This window comes from Shinella sp. M31 (assembly GCF_049199205.1).
Taxonomy (GTDB): Bacteria; Pseudomonadota; Alphaproteobacteria; order Rhizobiales; family Rhizobiaceae; genus Shinella.
In genome coordinates this window covers 16,670-33,259 of the sequence record NZ_JBLZPH010000075.1, presented here as the reverse complement: position 1 = coordinate 33,259, position 16,590 = coordinate 16,670, and the positions used below count along the sequence as shown (strand labels likewise).

Here is a 16,590-nt window from a genome sequence, read left to right as displayed (position 1 = left end):
CTTCAATGGCGAAACAATCGAGAATGCCGTTGGAGTCGAAGTCTTCCGCACGTTTCCACCTCACTCCGGCGTCCTCGCCGCGGATCGGCATTTCGTAGGTCACGCGTCGTTTGGTGGGGTGCGGGCGATGGCCTCGGCGTAGTGCAGGACGGTAATGGAATCGAGCGGTGCTCCGAGTAACAGGACCTTTCCACCGTGTCCGACAAAACGCTCCAGCGGCGATCCAGGGCCGAAAGCCTGTCCGAGTTCGTGAGGCTGCGTCAGAGTGCCGGCCAGAGGCCCGATCGCGACCATCGAGGCATCCGGGTGTGCGCTTCGCCGGGCGCCGGGTGTCTGGAGGAGGAATTGGTTCAGGAGGCCGAAGCCGCGATATGTCCCTGATGTGGCCGGGTCGAACGGCGGCCATCGGCGTCGCCGTTCCGCATCCATCCGAGCGCCATTGAGCGTTTCTTCATAGGGCGATCGGTCCCACGAGGAGTATCCCATCAAGGTTCCAGTGATGCCGATGGCGTCGCGTAGCGCAGAAACCACCGATGCTGCGTCTCCATAAACGGGGCCGATCGCCTTCAGCGATGCGTGAACCATAGCGAGATCGCCGGACTGGACACCCAGCCGTCCAAGGTCCGCCGCGATCGTTTCCTTTGTGTTCATTCCGCTGCCATCCCCTGTATGGATTTGGCTTCCGATCCGGACCAACTCGACGAGCAGATACAATTGAGCCGGCACTGTCGAAGACCGGAATACCCATAGGCGGCGACCAAGAGAGGCCGCCATTGCGGCCTCTGCGATGTGCCTCGCTCAGGCCATTATGCGACCGCCGCCCGATCCCGGCTTGATCATCCATGGCTGAACGCTGGGCGCCTTTACCAGGATGCCCTTTCTCTTCGCGAAGGACCGAATGGCGTCGCGCGCAACCTTCAACGGCTTGTGCCCATCCCAGGCCATGTAGCAGGTCTTCAAGGTCGCATCATGAACCAGGTCGCGATCGTGTTGCGGCCATTCCTCCAGAAGATCGATGGCGTCGCCCAGACAGGCCACTTCGCGAACCAGTTCTTTGCGTTCCAGAATATAAACCGGCCGATCGAAAACTTTCGAGTTCATCTCTACCTCACTGAAAACGTTGGTGATCAACAAGGATGGCGCTCAGAATCGAGCGCCATGGGGAATTTATTTTCGGTAATTTCCAGTTTCAAGGGCGGCGCCAAAAGCTCCATCTCCACGTGATGAAGAAAGCCGGTTCACCGCGCAATGAAGTGACAGGAAGCGCCGGATACCGGTCACCGTGTCGAGGTGTTGGCCAAAGACGACAGGAATGGGAAGCTTTGCGAGCCCCTGGAAATCCTGGTCTGTATAGTCAGATCGGCCGCCAGCCCCCGCAACTAGCCTTATCGAATGAATTTCGTTGCGAACGCATCGGGTTTCTTGCCCCCTTCGGCCACCTTCCACGAGATTTTCCGCGGCAGCCGTATCACCACCGTTTCGCTCGCCGGCGATTGGGAGCAGGAGATGGCCGCGCGATCAGCAGGCCGGTGCCTTTTGAAATGCGAAGGACGAACACCGCCAACTGTTTTCCGGTAGGCTGACTATGAGTATCAGTATGGGGATGATGGTCGTCTTCAGTCGGTGAGAGCCGGCGCATCCGCCGAACGAGCGGTCAGTCTCTTAAGCGTCGGATCCTTACCGCATTCCCGAAGCAGCCCGAGTGAGAGCAGATAATCGCCTATCGCGGAGGAGAGAAGATTCTTTGTGCCATATCGCTCGTCCATCCGGGGCACAGCAAGGCGCAGCCGCAACGGGGCCTCCTCATCGTGGCAACGCTTCTCAATGAAGTATGTGTGCGTCATCGCCAGCTTATCCCCACCCAATCCGAAAACCTTATTCCAACCAATGCGGGATGCAATACGGCGGCTCAGCACTGCTGGTCCCGCAGGGCCGAAACATTGGTTTTCGTCACGCGTGAGTCGCGCTGCTTCCGTGTGAAAGAAACGAGGAAGGCGATCGAGCGCGGCCTTTATCGAAGGCGGCGACGGGTTAGCAGGACTTTTCGTTATCGACTGCGATGAAGGCGGCCTCGCTGTTGACGATGTCACGGACACTGCCGACGCCTTGTAGTCTGTCGCCTCCAGGGAGGTGACGAATTCACTTAAGAACGGGTTGTCGATAATGTTGAGAACGTGCGCGCGCTGCGGGGGCTGGTTATCCCAGTAATTAGGCCCGTCGCGTAAAGGCAGTGTCTCTGCTGGTTAGCGATTGTCGACCGTCCAAATCCCATCAAAAGCCGGTCGTCGCTGGCAGGCGACGGTGTTTATATCGAACACTTCGAGTTTGAATGCGCCTGCCAAGCTGCGAATGCTGTCTTCGAACTCGCCTTGCAATGCAATGCGACAGAGCGGGTTGCCGTCCTTGAGGTCGTGTGGGCGCCGCTTAACCATCCATAACGCGCCGAACCTTTTCAGCCATCTGCTCCGGGCTGAAGGGCTTTTGAAGCAGTTGGGTGCCTGCGTCCAAGATACCGTTGTGAACGACAGCGTTGCGGGTGTAGCCGGTCGTATAAAGTATCTTCAGCTCACCTAACTTTTTCGTTGCCAGCGTTGCGAGTTCGCGGCCCGTCATCTCCGGCATAACGATATCGGTAAAGAGCAGCGCAGGCCTTAGGCCCGCTTCCAACAGAGCAAGCGCTGCCGCGCCGCTGCTGGCTTCCGCCACAGTGTAACCGAGTTCGCGTAGCGCCTCGACGGAGAAGTTGCGCACCCGCTCGTCATCCTCCACCACCAACACGAGTTCGCCATGCGCGCCGCGAGCCGGTTCAGCATTCTGCTGCGATATCTCTCTGGTTTCCGCCTCGCCGTAATGGCGGGGCAGGTATAGTTTCACCGTGGTGCCGTGACCTTGTTCGGAATAGATTTTTACGTGTCCGCCGGACTGACGCACGAAGCCGAAAACCTGGCTCAGGCCGAGGCCGGACCCTTTGCCGACCTCCTTTGTCGTGAAGAAGGGATCGAAGGCTTTCGCAAGAGTGTCATCGCTCATTCCCGTGCCGGTATCGGTGACCGCAATCATCACATACTGCCCAGGCGACATCGAATGTTCTTGGGCGTAGTCCTCGGAAACGAATGTATTGGCCGTCTCGACGGTGAGCCGGCCGCCGTTCGGCATCGCATCGCGGCCATTGACGGCAAGATTGAGGATTGCGTTCTCAAGCTGGCTGACGTCCGCATTTATGCGCCATAGCCCTGCGGCAAGCACGGTTTCGACCTGAACCTGCTCTCCGAGCGCTCTCGTCAGCAGGTCGCTCATGCCCGCGACCATGCGGTTCGGTTCGATGATTTCGGGTTGGAGCGGCTGTCGACGGGAAAAGGCGAGCAGACGTTGGGTGAGCGCTGCCGCACGGTTTGCACCATCCTTGGCGGCTTCTATGTAACGCCCCAGATCGGTTTCCCCGCGTGCGAGGCGCCTTTCGAGGAGGTTCATCGCGCCCAGAATGACGGCAAGCATATTGTTGAAGTCGTGCGCGACACCGCCGGTGAGTTGCCCCACTGCCTCCATTTTTTGTGCCTGCCGCAATTGTGCTTCAGCGTCCAAAAGCCTGGCGGTGCGCTCTTGCACCGCCGTTTCAAGCTCTTCGCGGGAGCGGGCGATGACCTCGCGTGCGTCGACGATATCCTGGATATCCGTGCATGAGCCGAACCAGCGGGTGATCGCGCCGTCCTCGTTGTGCACGGGCTGTGCACGACCCAGCACCCAGCGGTATTTCCCGCTCCGGTGCCGGAGCCGGTATTCGATGTGATAGGGCTCTCCCGTTTCCAGGCTATGGCGCCAGACGGACCAGGCACGATCCTGGTCCTCGGGGTGGAACATCCCGGCCCAGCCCTCGCCATCGGTCGAGCCTGAGGGGACGCCGGTGAAATCGTACCAGCGCTGGTTATAGTAGTCGTGGTATCCGTCCGGGGTGGTCGACCAGATCATCTGGTCGATGGAGTTGGTGATCGCACGGAAGCGTTCTTCACTGTCGCGGAGTGCGGCCTCGGCATTTTTGCGGTCGGTTATATCGAAACTGATGCCGGGGAAGCGCAGGGGCGTTCCGTCGGGCGCGAGCGTCGGCCGTCCCTCGGCGATGACCCATCTGTGCGCGCCGTTTGCCTGCACGAGACGATATTCCTGGGAGAAGATGCTGCCGCCTTTCAAGGCCGTCGCGATTGCCTTTTCCACATAGGGAAGGTCGTCTGGGTGGATGGCGTTGAAGAAATCGGCGATGGGTGCGCCAGCGGCAGCCTTATCGCGCGGAACGCCGTAGAGCTTGGCAAAGCGCGCGTCAGCGATCACCCGGTCGTTGGGAATATCCCAGTCCCAGGTGCCCACCGTATCCGATGCGCCCAGGGCATATTCCAGCCGTTCCTCGCTGGCGCGAAGCGCCCGCTCGGCCGACAGGCGCGCCGTCGTCTCGTTGCCCTGGTTGAAGATGCCGAAAACCTTGCCGTTCTGTCCGAAAATCGGCGCGAAGCTGTAGTCCCAATGGGTCTGCTGTATGCGGCCGCCGCGCTGCATGGGCAGCATCTGGTCGGTAACCGAGAACCCCTGACCTGTCTGCAGCACGGCGCGGAGCTGGGGCTCGATCACATGCCAGATATCGGCCCAGACCTCGCGGGCCGGACGCCCCAGGGCCCAGGGGTGTTTTTCGCCGGCAATCGGCGCCCATGCATCGTTATAGAGAAGACGAAGATCGTTGCCCCAGTAGAGGGCCGTTGGGATCGCGGTGTTGAGGCACAGGCTCAACGCCATTCGAAGCTCCTGCGGCCAATCGGCTTCGGCACCGAAGGACGTTTTCTCCCAGTCGATCGCCCGGATGCGCTGGTTCATCTCGCTAATTGTGTCGGGAGTAAAGGTCATCTTGCCGTTTCTCGAGGTGTCGCGGGCTTATATGGGAAAGTCCGAAGAATTGGAAAGCGCGGTAACCCTGTGAAAATTTTAAAAAATAGAAAGGAATATAAGAGCGGTGATACAGCGCCGCTGATACAGCGCGGACGAGAGCCGGGGGCGAGGCCTCGACGCTACGAACCCATGCGCCGGGCCGGCAGGGCGGTGCCTTTCGCCCTGATCTGCTCGTAGAGTTCGGCGATGACGGTGTCGAGGCTATAAGGCTTGGTGAAGACTCGGCCCGCCGCCGGCAATGTCTCCTGCGTCAGATCGGCTCTGCCCGAGACGACGATCCTGGCCGCGTCCGGCCGGCAGTTGCTGAACAACTCCAACAGGTCGAGACCGCTCAGGCCGCCCGGCAGGTCAACATCCGTGACGAGGCCGTCGATCTGGGTATGCCTTGCGATCTGTCCGATAGCCTCCAGGACATTGGACGCTGCCAACACCCGATACCCTTCGTCCTGCAACGCCTCGATAAGGACGAGGCGGATGAGCGGTTCGTCTTCGACGACGAGAATGGTGGATTGCGACGCGGCCATCTGTATCTCCAGTTCGCTGACTTGCACACAACGTGCACCCCCTGGAATTTCGCCCGTCCCCAAAGGCAGTCTTTGCGAACAATCTTAATAAAATGCAAAGAACCTCGTTATCGGCTCGAGACACGGTCTGCGCGTGTCGGATGCGCAATGGGGTGAGGCGCGACAGAGGCCTACCGAAATTGCGGCCCGCTCTTAGGTAATAGTGATCTTTATAACCCTTCGATCGTTGGCTTACATCACGCGGGTGCAGCAACGGATGTCGTTGCAAGTCTTGCCAACCTTTTGGTCAACACGGGTGATGGCAAGGGCGACACCTATTCGTCCCTAGAGAACCTCGCCGGCTCTTCATATGCCGATCGTCTTGCTAGCGATGCCAAGGCCAACATTATGGATGGTGGTGCAGGGACGACGATCTCCACTGCGGTACAGGCAGCGGCAGTTTCGTCTTCCGCTCGGTGGAGGAACTCGGAACGCAGGAGATCAAGCCTTCACCTTCACCGGCACGGGCAAATTCTCAAACACCGCCAGCGAACTCCGCTGCGAAAAGACGAAGGCTGACACCTACGTCTATGGTGACGGAAAAGCTGACTTCGTCCTGCACATCGATGCTGCTCTCACCCTGAGGGCAGACGACTTCCTGCTGTACCCAAGGGATTGGGCCGTGATGCAGCAATGATCCGGCACCTTTTGGGTCGCGGCTATCGTAAAGAATGGTCAGTCGCCCAAGCTACGTTGGTGGTGATGGTAACGATGTGCTCACAAATTTCCGTGGCGCGCAATAGTTCAGAGCGCCGTCGCAACCGCACGGAAAAACACACCCTATAAGTGCATCGAGAGAACGTCGAAAACTAAGCGTTGACGGATGCCCCTAGAACCCGTATAGATACGTCATCGATCTTTTGCTTGCCGAGCTTTGTCTACCGCGCGATTGGCACCGCGCTCTAAGCGAACTTCTCTTTCAAAAATAGTCGGTTTTCGTCTGCGTGGCATCTGCTCCGCAGTTCCTCACTCTATGCTTGAAAGGGTTCATCATGACCACTGGCACAGTTAAATGGTTCAACTCCACCAAGGGCTTTGGCTTCATCCAGCCTGACAACGGCGGCGCCGATGCGTTCGTCCACATTTCTGCCGTCGAACGCGCCGGAATGCGCGAACTCGTCGAAGGTCAGAAAATCGGCTTCGAACTGGAGCGCGACAACAAGTCGGGCAAGATGTCGGCCTGCAATCTGCAGGCTGCCTAAGCCATCTGGTATCTGCTTTCCGTTGACCACGGATGTACTGGCACTGTCGAGAGCATGATACCAACCGAAGGTCAGGCAGCTTGCCTGGCCTTTTTTATTGCCGCACTACCCTGCGGCGCCCCATGCGGAAAAAACCATGACACAGACACACAGCAAATCCCGCGAAAAGGCGGAGATCGCCTTCGCCGATGCCCAATCGCAATTCTTCGCGCGCAACAGCGCCGTCGAGGAGCTCGATTCCATCGTTCTGGCCCGTGAGGAGAAGACCCGAAGGCTTCGTGAAGCACGCCTTGCGAAAGAATTGAACGACCGCGAGGCGGCGACCGCCTCTCTGCTCGCAAAGCGGGCCAGGACGGCCTGACTTGTAGAACACGATTACAGGGAAAAAGATTTGAAGAACGCCAGAAACAATGACTTTTCCGATCGCCGCATCGCGGCCGCGGAAGCAAAATCCTCTCTCCTGAATGCTTATCGTACGGCAAGGAGTACCGACGAACCCGCCAGATTGGCGCGGCAGGCGGAGCGGGCGACGATCGCCGCCGCGAAGGAAAAGCGGCGTCTGGAGCGCGAACGGGTGAAACGCGACGACGCCGAACGCCAGGCAGCTGAGGCAGCCGAGCGGCAGGCGGCCGCCGATGCCGAAACACGCGCCAAGATCGAAGCGCGCGAGGAAGCGGAAAGAAATCGCATCGCGCGGGTGGTAGAAGATGAGGCCGCCCGCAAGGCTGCGCGCGATTTGCGCTATGCCAATCGCAAGGCCAGGCGGGCCTAGCGTCCAAGTCCTGTATTCCCAGTCGGACCTGCGGGGCCTGGTGGTCCCGTAGCCGGAGGGCGGTTAACGTTCCCCAAAAATGCGGAAGGATCGACCTGTTTACTCAAATCGATCAAGCGCCGCCTTTATTAAGGCGGCCTCGCTGTCGACGACGTCACGCACATCCCCGACGCCTTACGCCATCTTGGACGCGAGGAGATATACCTGTCAGAGAAGGTTCATCTGCGTGGGCGCGGCGCAACGCTCCGCCCTCGGGGAGGCGAGTTGAAGGGTGCCTGTACCGATCAGCTGGTTCGCCTCTTCGGGCCGTGGTCGACGAGCCTGAAGCGGACCTGTGAAAGACTGGTTCGCCGATCCCCTGACCGCCACGCCTGCCGATCTCGCCGTTGGAGGACACCCGTCGTTCTCGACGGCAAATGGTTGACCGGCGCTTCGCTCGGTCGTTTTAGCCTTGCAGGCAGCGAGACCAACTCATCGGAAACCGGTTATCTTTCCGGAGCTGTGACCGCGGAACAGCGGGCTGTCTCCGCCGATCTGGTGAGATAGGGTTTCACATAAAGATAGCGCGCTTGCGCAGCCGTGCGCTCTGCGGTGAGCGCTGTCGGGGCGGTGTGCCGCACGGCCATTGGAAAACCACCGCCTTCACGGGCGCACCCAGGCGGTTCGGCATGACCGCGTCGTTCGCCTAAGAGGGTGCGATGAACTGCAACGTGTTCCGCACGTATGTTGAGCAGGTACTGGTTTCGTCCCTTGCGTGTGGCGATGTCGTCATCTTGGATAATCGGCCCCCCATAAGGCCGCTGGTGCGCGCGACGCCATCGAAGCGGCGGGCGCGAGCCTGCTCTACCTGCCTCCTTACAGTCCCGACTTTAACCCTATCGAGAACGCATTCGTAAAGCTCAAGGAGTTAATGCGAGCAAGGGCTGAACGAATCATCTCCGCTCTCTAGAACGCCGCAAGTTCCATCGTCGAGCTCTTCACCCCAGCCGAATGCGCAAACTACTTCAGGGTTGCAGGATATGAACCGGGTTAAGCCGAGACGTGATCTAGAGATTTGATTTAGTTTGGGTCATAGCCGGTCGACTCTAAGCGTTCCAGCATTCTCGTGTGGAGTGCCGAGCGCTGGCGAGCCGCTGTTTGCCGAGCCGAATGCGGTTGTCACCGACAAGGGCGATCCGGAATGGGACGCCGAGGTCAAGCGCGTCATCATGGAACTCAAGGACGACGGCACGCTCGAGAAAATCTCGCAGAGGTGGTTCAAGGTCGACATCACAAAATATGCATTCTGAAATTGGTCTTCCCACCCTATCAAGAGCGCCTGAGGTCCAGCCGCGGTTTTCCGTCGCCTGGCCTGCGGGCTTTCGTCTGCGCGTCCAGCGGACTTGGCTAAGGCTGCTCACGCTGCTGGTGAGCCTTTTCTACAATCTCGGGCTGGATTTCGGCGTGATCGGCGAAAAGCTGCCCTTCATGTGGGCCTGCGCCTCTCGCTGGATGGTTTCATCCAGGGCGTTGTGCTGACGCTTCTGATCACCGTCGTGTCGATGGTGATCTCGCTGGTCGTGGCGATCCTGACGGCGCTCGGATGGCTGTCATCCAATGCGCTCGCCTTCGGGGTCGCCACCTTCTACGCGTCCTTCTTCCGCGGAACGCCGCCGCTGGTGCAAGTGCTGATCATCTATCTCGCTTTGCCGCAGTTCGGCATCGTGCTGTCCGGCCTGGCATCGGGCATTCTGGCACTGTCGCTGAACTATTGGTGCCTATCTGGCGGAAACGATCCGCGCCGGCTCTCTCTTGGTTCCGCGGGCAGGGGGAGGCGGCTATGGCGCTCGGGCTCGGGCGTGGCGTCATCGTGTTCAAGATCATCGCGCCGCAGGCTATGCGCGTTATCATTCCGCCCGCCAGCGGCCACTTCATCTCGATGCTGAAGGATTCGTCCCCCGTTTCGATCGTGGGGCTATGGGAGTTGAACTTTCTGGCGCAATCCTACGGGCGCGCCACCTATCACTATATGGAAATGCTGATGACGGCGGCGGCAATCTACTGGTTTCTGCCGATCGGCCTCGAATTCGTGCAGAATCGACTTGAAAAACGGTTCGGCCGCGGGTTCTCCGCCGGCAAGGAGGAGCATAATGGCACTTGAACATCCATTCTTCACGATCCTCGATGGCGGCATGGGGCGCCTTCTGAAGCGGCTTGGCGCGCCGTTCCGGCTGCCGGAATGGTCCGCGCTCTCGCTGATCGAGGCGCCCGAATATGTCACGCGCGCCCATCAGGCCGATGTCGACAGCGGCGCGGATATCATCACCACGAATTCCTACGGGCTGGTGCCGCACATGCTGGGCGAGGACCGATTCAGCACCGATGGCCGCGCGGTGGCCGATGCCGCCGGCCGGCGCGTCCTCGTCGCCGGTTCCCTGCCGCCGCCCTTTGAAAGCTATCGACCGGAACGGTTCCAGGCCGGCGAGGCGCCGCGCATCAGCGAGAGCCTTGTTCCGGCTTGCGGCCGCATGTCGATCTCTGGCTGATCGAGACGCAGAGTTCGACCGTCGAAGCGCTGACCGCGCTCTCCGCCGTAATCGGTGGTGGTAAGCCGGTCTATGTTTCCTACACGCTAAGGATGAGGACGGCCGTACCGGCCCGACGGAGCTGCGCTCGGGTGAGCCGGTTTCAGACGCCGTGCGCAAGACGCTTGCCGCCGGGGCGAGCGGGATTTTCTTCAATTGCAGCCAGCCGGAGGTAATGGGCGAGGCGGGGCGTGGCGCGCGCCAGGCGGTTAGTGAAGCGGGCGCATTGGCCTTCATCGGCGTCTACCCCAATGCCTTTGCGCCGGAACCGCCCTACGATACGCCCTATGCCAGCATATCGGATATCCGCGCCGATCTCGAACCGGAAAACGATCTGAAATGGATCGAGCGCTGGTTGGCGGATGGTGCGTCTGTCGTCGGCGGCTGCTGCGGCATTGGACCGGAACACATCGATGCGATCCGCTCGTTTCGTGCGGTCCGCGATGCGGCCTGACCAGCGTCAACGTGCCAGATACGGGTGAAAAGGCGAGGCGGTCGCCCGGAATTAGGAGAAAAAACTACGGACCGGTGCAAGGTTGGAATGCGCGCTCTAGAGCTATGGTAAAATCTATAGATTATATATTCTAATCTAAGAATGTGTTGCAGTGGAGCGCCATGAAGATTTCTCGACGCCTGTTTTCCACGACTTTGGCCGCGTCTATTGCGCTGCCGTTCCTGAAGCTCGGGCCGGCTGCAGCCGCCGACAAGGTGGTGCGCATCGGCTATCAGAAGTACGGCACGCTGGTGTTGCTCAAGGGCAAGGGTCTTCTGGAACCCAAGCTCGAAAAGATCGGCTACACCGTCACCTGGGCGGAGTTCCCCGGAGGTCCACAACTCCTCGAGGCACTCAACGTCGGCGCGGTCGATTTCGGCACAACCGGCGAGACGCCGCCGATCTTTGCGCAGGCCGCCGGCGCGCCACTCGTCTACATCGCGCACGAACCGCCGGCGCCGCGCGGCGAGGCGATCCTCGTACCGAAGGACAGCCCCATCAAGAGCGTCGCAGAACTGAAGGGCAAGACGGTCGCGCTCAACAAGGGCTCGAACGTTCACTTCCTGCTTGTGAAGGCGCTGGAAGAGGCGGGCCTCCAGTACAGCGACATCAAGACCTCGTTCCTGCCCCCGGCCGACGCACGCGCCGCCTTCGAGCAGGGCGCGGTCGATGCCTGGGTCATCTGGGATCCCTTCCAGGCCGCTGCGGAAGTGGCGATCGAGGCGCGGGAACTGCGCAACGGCGAAGGCATCGTTCCGAACCACCAGTTCTACCTAGGCGCCAAGCCGTTCGTGGACGCAAATCCTGACGTCATCAGCGTCCTGATCGAAGCCATCGCAGAGGTGGACACGTGGGCCAAGGCGAACACCGCTGCCGCTGCCACGGAGCTCGCCCCGTCCGTCGGCATTCCGGGGGACGTGCTTGCCGTCGCGCTGGAACGCCAGTCTTACGGCATCAAGCCGCTCGACGAGAGCGTGGTCAAGCAGCAGCAGGTGATCGCGGATACGTTCTTCGATCTCGGCCTCATCCCCAACAAGATCTCGATTGCGGATGTCGTGCACAAAGGCGGTGCCTGATGGCGGACACGTCGGTGGCCGGTTTTGCTACCGGCGAAACTCGTAAACCGAATCTGAAGGGCCTGGGGAGCGCGCTTGCGCCCTGGGCTCTTCCCATCGTCCTCCTGATCGTCTGGGAGATCGCGGCCCGCACCGGTCTCGTCACGGCCCGCCTGATGCCGGCGCCGACGACAATCGCTGCCGCCTTCTGGCGGTCGCTGTTGGATGGATCGCTCATCTTCCATACGCTCTCGTCTACCCGACGCGCCTTCATCGGTCTCGCTATCGGCGGCGGCCTCGGCTTTGTTGCGGGCGTCGTGAACGGCCTCTGGAAGCCGGCCGAGACGCTGCTCGACAGCACGATCCAGATGGTGCGCAACATCCCGCATCTGGCGCTGATCCCGCTCGTCATCCTCTGGTTCGGCATCGACGAGACGGCCAAGATGTTCCTGGTCTCGATTGGCGTCTTCTTCCCGATCTACATCAACACCTTCTACGGCGTGCGTACGATCGACCCGCAGCTCGTCGAAATGGCTTCGGTCTACGGCCTCGACCGCCGGGCCCTGATCCAGCGCATCATCCTGCCGGGCGCGCTTCCGTCCATCCTCATCGGACTGCGCTATGCGCTTGGTTTCATGTGGCTGACGCTCATCGTCGCGGAGACGATCTCGGCCACCGACGGCATCGGCTACATGACGATGAACGCCCGCGAATTCCTGCAGACCGACATCGTGCTGCTTGGCATCATCGTCTATGCGCTTCTCGGCAAGCTTGCCGACGTGGCGACCCGCGCGATCGAGAAGCGCGTCCTCGTCTGGCACCCCGCCTATCAAGTGAAGGAAGGGGCCGGGCAATGAGTGTCGCCGAACTCCAGACACTGGACAACACGGGCGGCCTGCCGATTTCGCTGTCGCGGGTCGAAAAGTCGTTCGGCAAGCTCAACGTGCTCGGCAATTTTAACATCGAGATTCCGGCTGGCCAGTTTCTCGCCGTGGTCGGGCGGTCGGGGGGCGGCAAGTCCACGCTGATGCGGCTGATCGCCGGTCTCGATACGGCCAGCAACGGCCGGGTGGCGATCGAGGGGCGCAAGGTGGAACGCCTGCATCCGTCCGTGCGCCTGCTGTTCCAGGAAGCGCGCCTGGTGCCTTGGCAGCGGGTCATCGATAATGTCGGCATCGCGCGCGGTCCGAACTGGCAGGAAACGGCACGCCGCGCGCTGGCGGATGTCGGGCTCGAAGGCCGGGAGAACGACTGGCCGAGTGTGCTTTCCGGCGGGCAGCGGCAGCGCGTGGCGCTGGCCCGCGCTCTGGTCAGCGAGCCGCAGATCCTGCTGCTCGATGAGCCCTTCGGCGCGCTGGACGCGCTGACCCGCATCGAGATGCACCGCCTGCTGGAGCGCATCTGGAGCGGCCGGGGCTTCACCACGGTGCTGATTACCCATGACGTTGCCGAGGCGGTGGCGCTCGCCGACCGGGTGATCGTGCTCCGGCAGGGCGCCATCGCGCTCGATATCGACATCGACCTCGACCGTCCCCGGCAGGAGCTTGCCGATCCGCGGGCCGTCGGTCTCCAGCGCCGGATACTCGAAGCCGTTTAGCGTCGCTGACGCCTTGCACATCACAATGCTGAATGATCCGGCGCCGGGTGCCATGCCCGGCGCCGGTTTCGTTTCGCCCTGATGCGATTGCCCGACAAAGCGGGGCGTCTTGGCAATTTATTGCGTTTGCCGGTTTGCGCGATCCCTAGGATGGGACGAACGATCAGGAAACGCCATGATAGCTCTCAGCCTCAAGGTCAACGCAGCCCGCAGCAGTCTCGCCGTCACCTGGGACGATGGTGTCGTGTCTCATCTGCCGGCGCCGGTGCTGCGGGCGCACAGCCGAGCGGCCATCCAGATACGCGCCGATCTCTACGGTCCTGCGGGCAGGTTCGGTGGCGTCACGCTGACCGGCGCGGAGCCGATCGGCGCCTATGCCGTCCGGCTGGTTTTCTCCGATGGCCATGATCGCGGCATCTATCCCTGGAGCTATCTGCGCACGATCGCCGAAGCCCAACTTTGAGGTCAGAAATGGATACTTTTGTCGACGGCCTTTCCCAAGTCAGCTGCGACGTGCTGGTGATCGGCGGCGGAACAGCCGGACCGATGGCCGCACTCAAGGCGAAGCAGAAGAACCCAGCCCTCAATGTCGTGCTCTTGGAAAAGGCCAATGTGAAACGGTCGGGCGCGATTTCGATGGGCATGGACGGCCTGAACAATGCCGTCGTGCCGGGCTATGCGACGCCGGAGCAATATACCAAGGAGATCACCATCGCCAACGACGGCATCGTCGACCAGGCGGCGGTCTTCAAATATGCCTCGCGCTGTTATGACATAATCCAGGAGCTGGACCGTTTCGGCATCCGCTTCCAGAAGAATGCCAATGGCGACTATGACCTCAAGAAGGTCCACCACCTCGGCACCTACGTGCTGCCGATGCCGAATGGCGACACCGTCAAGAAGGCGCTTTATCGCCAGCTCAAACGCGAACGCATCCTGATCTCGAACCGGTTCATGGCGACGCGCCTTCTCACCGCCGCGGATGGGCGCATCGCGGGGGCCGTCGCCGTCAACACGCGCACTGCCGAATTCCTCGTGCTGCGCGCCAAGACCGTGATCCTGTGCATGGGGGCCGCGGGCAGGCTGGGGCTGCCGCACTCCGGCTACCTGTTCGGCACCTATGAGAACCCCACCAATTCGGGCGATGGCTATGCGATGGCCTATCACGCGGGCGCGGCGCTCGCCAATCTGGAATGCTACCAGATCAACCCGCTGATCAAGGACTATAACGGCCCGGCCTGCGCCTATGTCGCCGGCCCGTTTGGCGCCTACACGGCTAACAGCGAAGGAAAGCGCTTCATCGAAAGCGACTACTGGTCGGGCCAGATGATGCAGGAATTCTACAACGAACTGCAATCGGGCAAGGGGCCGGTCTTCCTGAAGCTCAACCACCTGCATCCCGATACGGTCGGCGAGATCGAGGGCATCCTCCACAACGTCGAACGCCCGTCGCGCGGGCGGTTCCATGAGGCACGGGGTACCGATTATCGCGAGACGATGATCGAGATGCACATTTCCGAAATCGGCTTCTGCTCCGGGCACAGCGCCTCCGGCGTCTTTGTCGACGATTGCGCGCGGACGAACGTGCCGGGCCTCTATGCCGCCGGTGACATGGCCAGTGTGCCGCACAACTATATGCTCGGCGCCTTTACCAATGGTGCCGTGGCCGGCGAGCATGCTGCCGAGGTGGCGCAGGAGGTTGACCTGCCGGATTTCGATGCGGATTTCGTACGCCTGGAGCGCGAGCGGGTTCTCGCCCCGACGCGGCGCGAGGATGGCATTCCGCCGAACCAGCTCGAATACAAGGCCCGCCGCCTCGTCAACGACTATCTCCAGCCGCCCAAGGTGACGGCGCGGATGCGGATCGGCCAGGCGCGGCTTGCCGAGGTGAGGGGCGATCTGGAAACGGCGATGGTCGCGCGCAATGCGCACGAATTGATGCGGGCGCTCGAAGTGTCGTCCATCATCGACTGTGCCGACATGGCAGCCCATGCCTCCCTCTACCGGACGGAAAGCCGCTGGGGTCTCTACCATAATCGCGTCGACCATCCCGAAAAGGATGACGAGAACTGGTTCTGTCACACGCTTTTGAGCAAGCGGGACGGCCGGATGACCTCCGAGAAGCGCGCCATCCAGCCCTATATCGTGCCGATCGAGACCGAAGAACGCGATGCCTACGATCGCTTGCGCGTCTCCACTCAAGCCTGACGAGGAAAACCATGCCGCTTGCTTTTTCCCCCACCGCCGTTCCCGTCGTCGTGGACGATGCGAAATGCATCGCCGACAAGGGATGCACCGTCTGCGTCGACGTCTGTCCGCTCGATGTGCTGCGCATCAGCGATCTCACCGGCAAGGCTTATATGAAGTTCGACGAGTGCTGGTACTGCATGCCCTGCGAAACCGACTGTCCGACCGGTGCGGTCAGCGTCAACATTCCCTACCTGTTGCGCTGACATGAGTGCTTTCGATCCATTCGAGGACTTCGGCGACACCGAGGAGATCGCGGCGCGCCTTGGCCATGCCGACGCGGCCGTCAGGCGCCTTGCCGTCATCGATCTCGCCGAAACCGCAAGTCCGGAAGTGCTGCCGCATCTTCTCGCCGCTGTCGCCGACGCGGATGCGAGCGTGCGCCTGCAAGTGGCCATCGTGCTCGCCGACTTCGACACGGTCGAGGCGGCGGCCGCACTTTGCGCGCTGGTGGCGGATGCGGATGCGACGGTGGCCCAGGCCGCGGCCGACAGCCTCGCCGAATTGAAAAACGCCGCCGCTGCGGATGCCATTTTGCCGCTGGTTGCCCATGACAGCGCTTTTGTCCGGGCGGCCGGTTTTCGCGGTTTGCGGGCCTTGCGCGTGCCCGCGGCACTCGGCGCCGCACTCGCCGCCATGCGCGACGGGAACGCCGAGGTGCGGGCGGAAGCGCTCGGCGTAGTCGCCTATCTCAAGCTGGAGGAAACGCTGCCGTCACTCATCGCCGCGACCCGTGATGCGGACGCCACCGTCCGCGCGGTCGCGGTCAATGCACTGTCGTTCACCAGCCAGCTTGCGGCGGCATCCGCGGTGGTCGCGGCCTTGCAGGATGCGAGCTGGCAGGTGAGGGCGGCGGCGGCGGAATCGCTTGCTCGGATCGGCCATGTTTCGGCCATCGACGGCCTGGTCGCAGGGCTTGCCGACGACTTCTGGCAGGTCCGGCAGAAATGCCTGAATGCGCTCGGAAAGCTGAAAGCCCAGCCGGCGGCGAACCAGATTGCGGCTCTGCTTCGAAGCGACATGCCGTCGCTTCGCAAGGAGGCGGCAGCCGCGCTTGGCGAAATCGCCGATCCCGCCACGCGGGACGCGCTGATGGGCCACATATCCGATGCCGATCCCGACGTGCGTAAAACCGTGCGCTGGGCCTTGACGCGGATCGGCTAGAGGG

General features: G+C 61.4%; 19 protein-coding genes and 2 pseudogenes. 17 read left to right on the top strand and 4 right to left on the bottom strand.

Annotation, left to right across the window (positions count from 1 at the left end; translation table 11 throughout):
* The 4 genes and pseudogenes from aac(3) to ACOZKU_RS12050 form a co-directional block, all read right to left on the bottom strand.
* Nucleotides 1–651, bottom strand: a pseudogene (gene aac(3) / locus ACOZKU_RS12065) (aminoglycoside 3-N-acetyltransferase); the annotation flags it as partial.
* A 147-nt stretch (nucleotides 652–798) separates the two neighbouring features.
* Nucleotides 799–1,101, bottom strand: coding sequence for a DUF982 domain-containing protein (locus ACOZKU_RS12060; protein ID WP_421579146.1), 303 nt, complete (start codon nucleotides 1,099–1,101; stop codon nucleotides 799–801).
* 1,323 nt (nucleotides 1,102–2,424) lie between these two features.
* Complete coding sequence (locus ACOZKU_RS12055) at nucleotides 2,425–4,887, bottom strand: PAS domain-containing protein (protein WP_421579070.1); 2,463 nt, start codon at nucleotides 4,885–4,887, stop codon at nucleotides 2,425–2,427.
* 161 nt (nucleotides 4,888–5,048) lie between these two features.
* The gene (locus ACOZKU_RS12050) at nucleotides 5,049–5,453 is read right to left on the bottom strand and encodes a response regulator (protein ID WP_421579069.1); all 405 of its coding nucleotides are present in this window, start codon (nucleotides 5,451–5,453) and stop codon (nucleotides 5,049–5,051) included.
* 349 nt (nucleotides 5,454–5,802) lie between these two features.
* On the opposite strand from ACOZKU_RS12050, the gene ACOZKU_RS12045 reads away from it, so the two are divergent.
* The 17 genes and pseudogenes from ACOZKU_RS12045 (at nucleotide 5,803) to ACOZKU_RS11965 (ending at nucleotide 16,586) form a co-directional block, all read left to right on the top strand.
* Nucleotides 5,803–6,129, top strand: coding sequence for a hypothetical protein (locus ACOZKU_RS12045; protein WP_421579068.1), 327 nt, complete (start codon nucleotides 5,803–5,805; stop codon nucleotides 6,127–6,129).
* A gap of 355 nt (nucleotides 6,130–6,484) precedes the next feature.
* Nucleotides 6,485–6,694 carry a cold-shock protein gene (locus tag ACOZKU_RS12040; RefSeq protein ID WP_003504088.1) on the top strand — a complete coding sequence of 70 codons (210 nt, stop codon included), beginning with the start codon at nucleotides 6,485–6,487 and terminating at the stop codon, nucleotides 6,692–6,694.
* Between the two features lie 136 nt (nucleotides 6,695–6,830).
* A complete protein-coding gene (locus ACOZKU_RS12035) occupies nucleotides 6,831–7,055 on the top strand; it encodes a hypothetical protein (RefSeq protein ID WP_314092924.1) in 225 nt (74 codons plus the stop codon).
* Nucleotides 7,056–7,085: 30 nt separating this feature from the next.
* Complete coding sequence (locus tag ACOZKU_RS12030) at nucleotides 7,086–7,466, top strand: DUF6481 family protein (RefSeq protein WP_314092927.1); 381 nt, start codon at nucleotides 7,086–7,088, stop codon at nucleotides 7,464–7,466.
* 539 nt (nucleotides 7,467–8,005) lie between these two features.
* A pseudogene (locus tag ACOZKU_RS12025) lies at nucleotides 8,006–8,499 on the top strand (transposase); the annotation flags it as partial.
* Nucleotides 8,500–8,578: 79 nt separating this feature from the next.
* The gene (locus ACOZKU_RS12020; protein WP_421579067.1) at nucleotides 8,579–8,755 is read left to right on the top strand and encodes a transporter substrate-binding domain-containing protein; all 177 of its coding nucleotides are present in this window, start codon (nucleotides 8,579–8,581) and stop codon (nucleotides 8,753–8,755) included.
* Nucleotides 8,756–8,935: 180 nt separating this feature from the next.
* The gene (locus tag ACOZKU_RS12015; protein ID WP_421579066.1) at nucleotides 8,936–9,391 is read left to right on the top strand and encodes an ABC transporter permease subunit; all 456 of its coding nucleotides are present in this window, start codon (nucleotides 8,936–8,938) and stop codon (nucleotides 9,389–9,391) included.
* Nucleotides 9,286–9,606, top strand: a complete 321-nt coding sequence (locus ACOZKU_RS12010; protein WP_421579065.1) for an ABC transporter permease subunit — start codon at nucleotides 9,286–9,288, stop codon at nucleotides 9,604–9,606. Before ACOZKU_RS12015 ends, ACOZKU_RS12010 begins: the two co-directional genes overlap by 106 nt.
* Entirely contained in the window at nucleotides 9,596–9,991 is a 396-nt protein-coding gene (locus ACOZKU_RS12005; RefSeq protein WP_421579064.1) for a homocysteine S-methyltransferase family protein, read from the top strand. The genes ACOZKU_RS12010 and ACOZKU_RS12005 overlap by 11 nt, the downstream gene beginning before the upstream one ends.
* A gap of 121 nt (nucleotides 9,992–10,112) precedes the next feature.
* Nucleotides 10,113–10,484: a homocysteine S-methyltransferase family protein gene (locus tag ACOZKU_RS12000; RefSeq protein ID WP_421579145.1), complete on the top strand. Its 372-nt coding sequence runs from the start codon at nucleotides 10,113–10,115 to the stop codon at nucleotides 10,482–10,484.
* A 161-nt stretch (nucleotides 10,485–10,645) separates the two neighbouring features.
* Complete coding sequence (locus ACOZKU_RS11995) at nucleotides 10,646–11,599, top strand: sulfonate ABC transporter substrate-binding protein (RefSeq protein ID WP_421579063.1); 954 nt, start codon at nucleotides 10,646–10,648, stop codon at nucleotides 11,597–11,599.
* On the top strand, nucleotides 11,599–12,435 hold the full coding sequence (locus ACOZKU_RS11990) for an ABC transporter permease subunit (RefSeq protein ID WP_314092941.1): 837 nt from the start codon (nucleotides 11,599–11,601) through the stop codon (nucleotides 12,433–12,435). The genes ACOZKU_RS11995 and ACOZKU_RS11990 overlap by 1 nt, the downstream gene beginning before the upstream one ends.
* On the top strand, nucleotides 12,432–13,175 hold the full coding sequence (locus tag ACOZKU_RS11985) for an ABC transporter ATP-binding protein (protein WP_421579062.1): 744 nt from the start codon (nucleotides 12,432–12,434) through the stop codon (nucleotides 13,173–13,175). Before ACOZKU_RS11990 ends, ACOZKU_RS11985 begins: the two co-directional genes overlap by 4 nt.
* 175 nt (nucleotides 13,176–13,350) lie before the next feature.
* Nucleotides 13,351–13,638: a gamma-butyrobetaine hydroxylase-like domain-containing protein gene (locus ACOZKU_RS11980; RefSeq protein ID WP_421579061.1), complete on the top strand. Its 288-nt coding sequence runs from the start codon at nucleotides 13,351–13,353 to the stop codon at nucleotides 13,636–13,638.
* An 8-nt stretch (nucleotides 13,639–13,646) separates the two neighbouring features.
* Nucleotides 13,647–15,383, top strand: coding sequence for a fumarate reductase/succinate dehydrogenase flavoprotein subunit (locus tag ACOZKU_RS11975; RefSeq protein ID WP_421579060.1), 1,737 nt, complete (start codon nucleotides 13,647–13,649; stop codon nucleotides 15,381–15,383).
* A gap of 11 nt (nucleotides 15,384–15,394) precedes the next feature.
* Nucleotides 15,395–15,628: a 4Fe-4S dicluster domain-containing protein gene (locus ACOZKU_RS11970; RefSeq protein ID WP_069062449.1), complete on the top strand. Its 234-nt coding sequence runs from the start codon at nucleotides 15,395–15,397 to the stop codon at nucleotides 15,626–15,628.
* Nucleotide 15,629: 1 nt separating this feature from the next.
* Nucleotides 15,630–16,586, top strand: a complete 957-nt coding sequence (locus ACOZKU_RS11965) for a HEAT repeat domain-containing protein (RefSeq protein WP_421579059.1) — start codon at nucleotides 15,630–15,632, stop codon at nucleotides 16,584–16,586.
* Nucleotides 16,587–16,590: the final 4 nt, after the last annotated feature.

Excerpts from the sequence above, each read along its gene's own strand:
- ACOZKU_RS12060 (WP_421579146.1), bottom strand. The coding sequence starts at position 1,101 with ATGAACTCGAAAGTTTTCGATCGGCCGGTTTATATTCTGGAACGCAAA.
- ACOZKU_RS12055 (WP_421579070.1), bottom strand. The coding sequence starts at position 4,887 with ATGACCTTTACTCCCGACACAATTAGCGAGATGAACCAGCGCATCCGG.
- ACOZKU_RS12050 (WP_421579069.1), bottom strand. The coding sequence starts at position 5,453 with ATGGCCGCGTCGCAATCCACCATTCTCGTCGTCGAAGACGAACCGCTC.
- ACOZKU_RS12045 (WP_421579068.1), top strand. The coding sequence starts at position 5,803 with ATGCCGATCGTCTTGCTAGCGATGCCAAGGCCAACATTATGGATGGTG.
- ACOZKU_RS12040 (WP_003504088.1), top strand. The coding sequence starts at position 6,485 with ATGACCACTGGCACAGTTAAATGGTTCAACTCCACCAAGGGCTTTGGC.
- ACOZKU_RS12035 (WP_314092924.1), top strand. The coding sequence starts at position 6,831 with ATGACACAGACACACAGCAAATCCCGCGAAAAGGCGGAGATCGCCTTC.
- ACOZKU_RS12010 (WP_421579065.1), top strand. The coding sequence starts at position 9,286 with ATGGCGCTCGGGCTCGGGCGTGGCGTCATCGTGTTCAAGATCATCGCG.
- ACOZKU_RS12005 (WP_421579064.1), top strand. The coding sequence starts at position 9,596 with ATGGCACTTGAACATCCATTCTTCACGATCCTCGATGGCGGCATGGGG.
- ACOZKU_RS11995 (WP_421579063.1), top strand. The coding sequence starts at position 10,646 with ATGAAGATTTCTCGACGCCTGTTTTCCACGACTTTGGCCGCGTCTATT.
- ACOZKU_RS11990 (WP_314092941.1), top strand. The coding sequence starts at position 11,599 with ATGGCGGACACGTCGGTGGCCGGTTTTGCTACCGGCGAAACTCGTAAA.
- ACOZKU_RS11985 (WP_421579062.1), top strand. The coding sequence starts at position 12,432 with ATGAGTGTCGCCGAACTCCAGACACTGGACAACACGGGCGGCCTGCCG.
- ACOZKU_RS11980 (WP_421579061.1), top strand. The coding sequence starts at position 13,351 with ATGATAGCTCTCAGCCTCAAGGTCAACGCAGCCCGCAGCAGTCTCGCC.
- ACOZKU_RS11975 (WP_421579060.1), top strand. The coding sequence starts at position 13,647 with ATGGATACTTTTGTCGACGGCCTTTCCCAAGTCAGCTGCGACGTGCTG.
- ACOZKU_RS11970 (WP_069062449.1), top strand. The coding sequence starts at position 15,395 with ATGCCGCTTGCTTTTTCCCCCACCGCCGTTCCCGTCGTCGTGGACGAT.
- ACOZKU_RS11965 (WP_421579059.1), top strand. The coding sequence starts at position 15,630 with ATGAGTGCTTTCGATCCATTCGAGGACTTCGGCGACACCGAGGAGATC.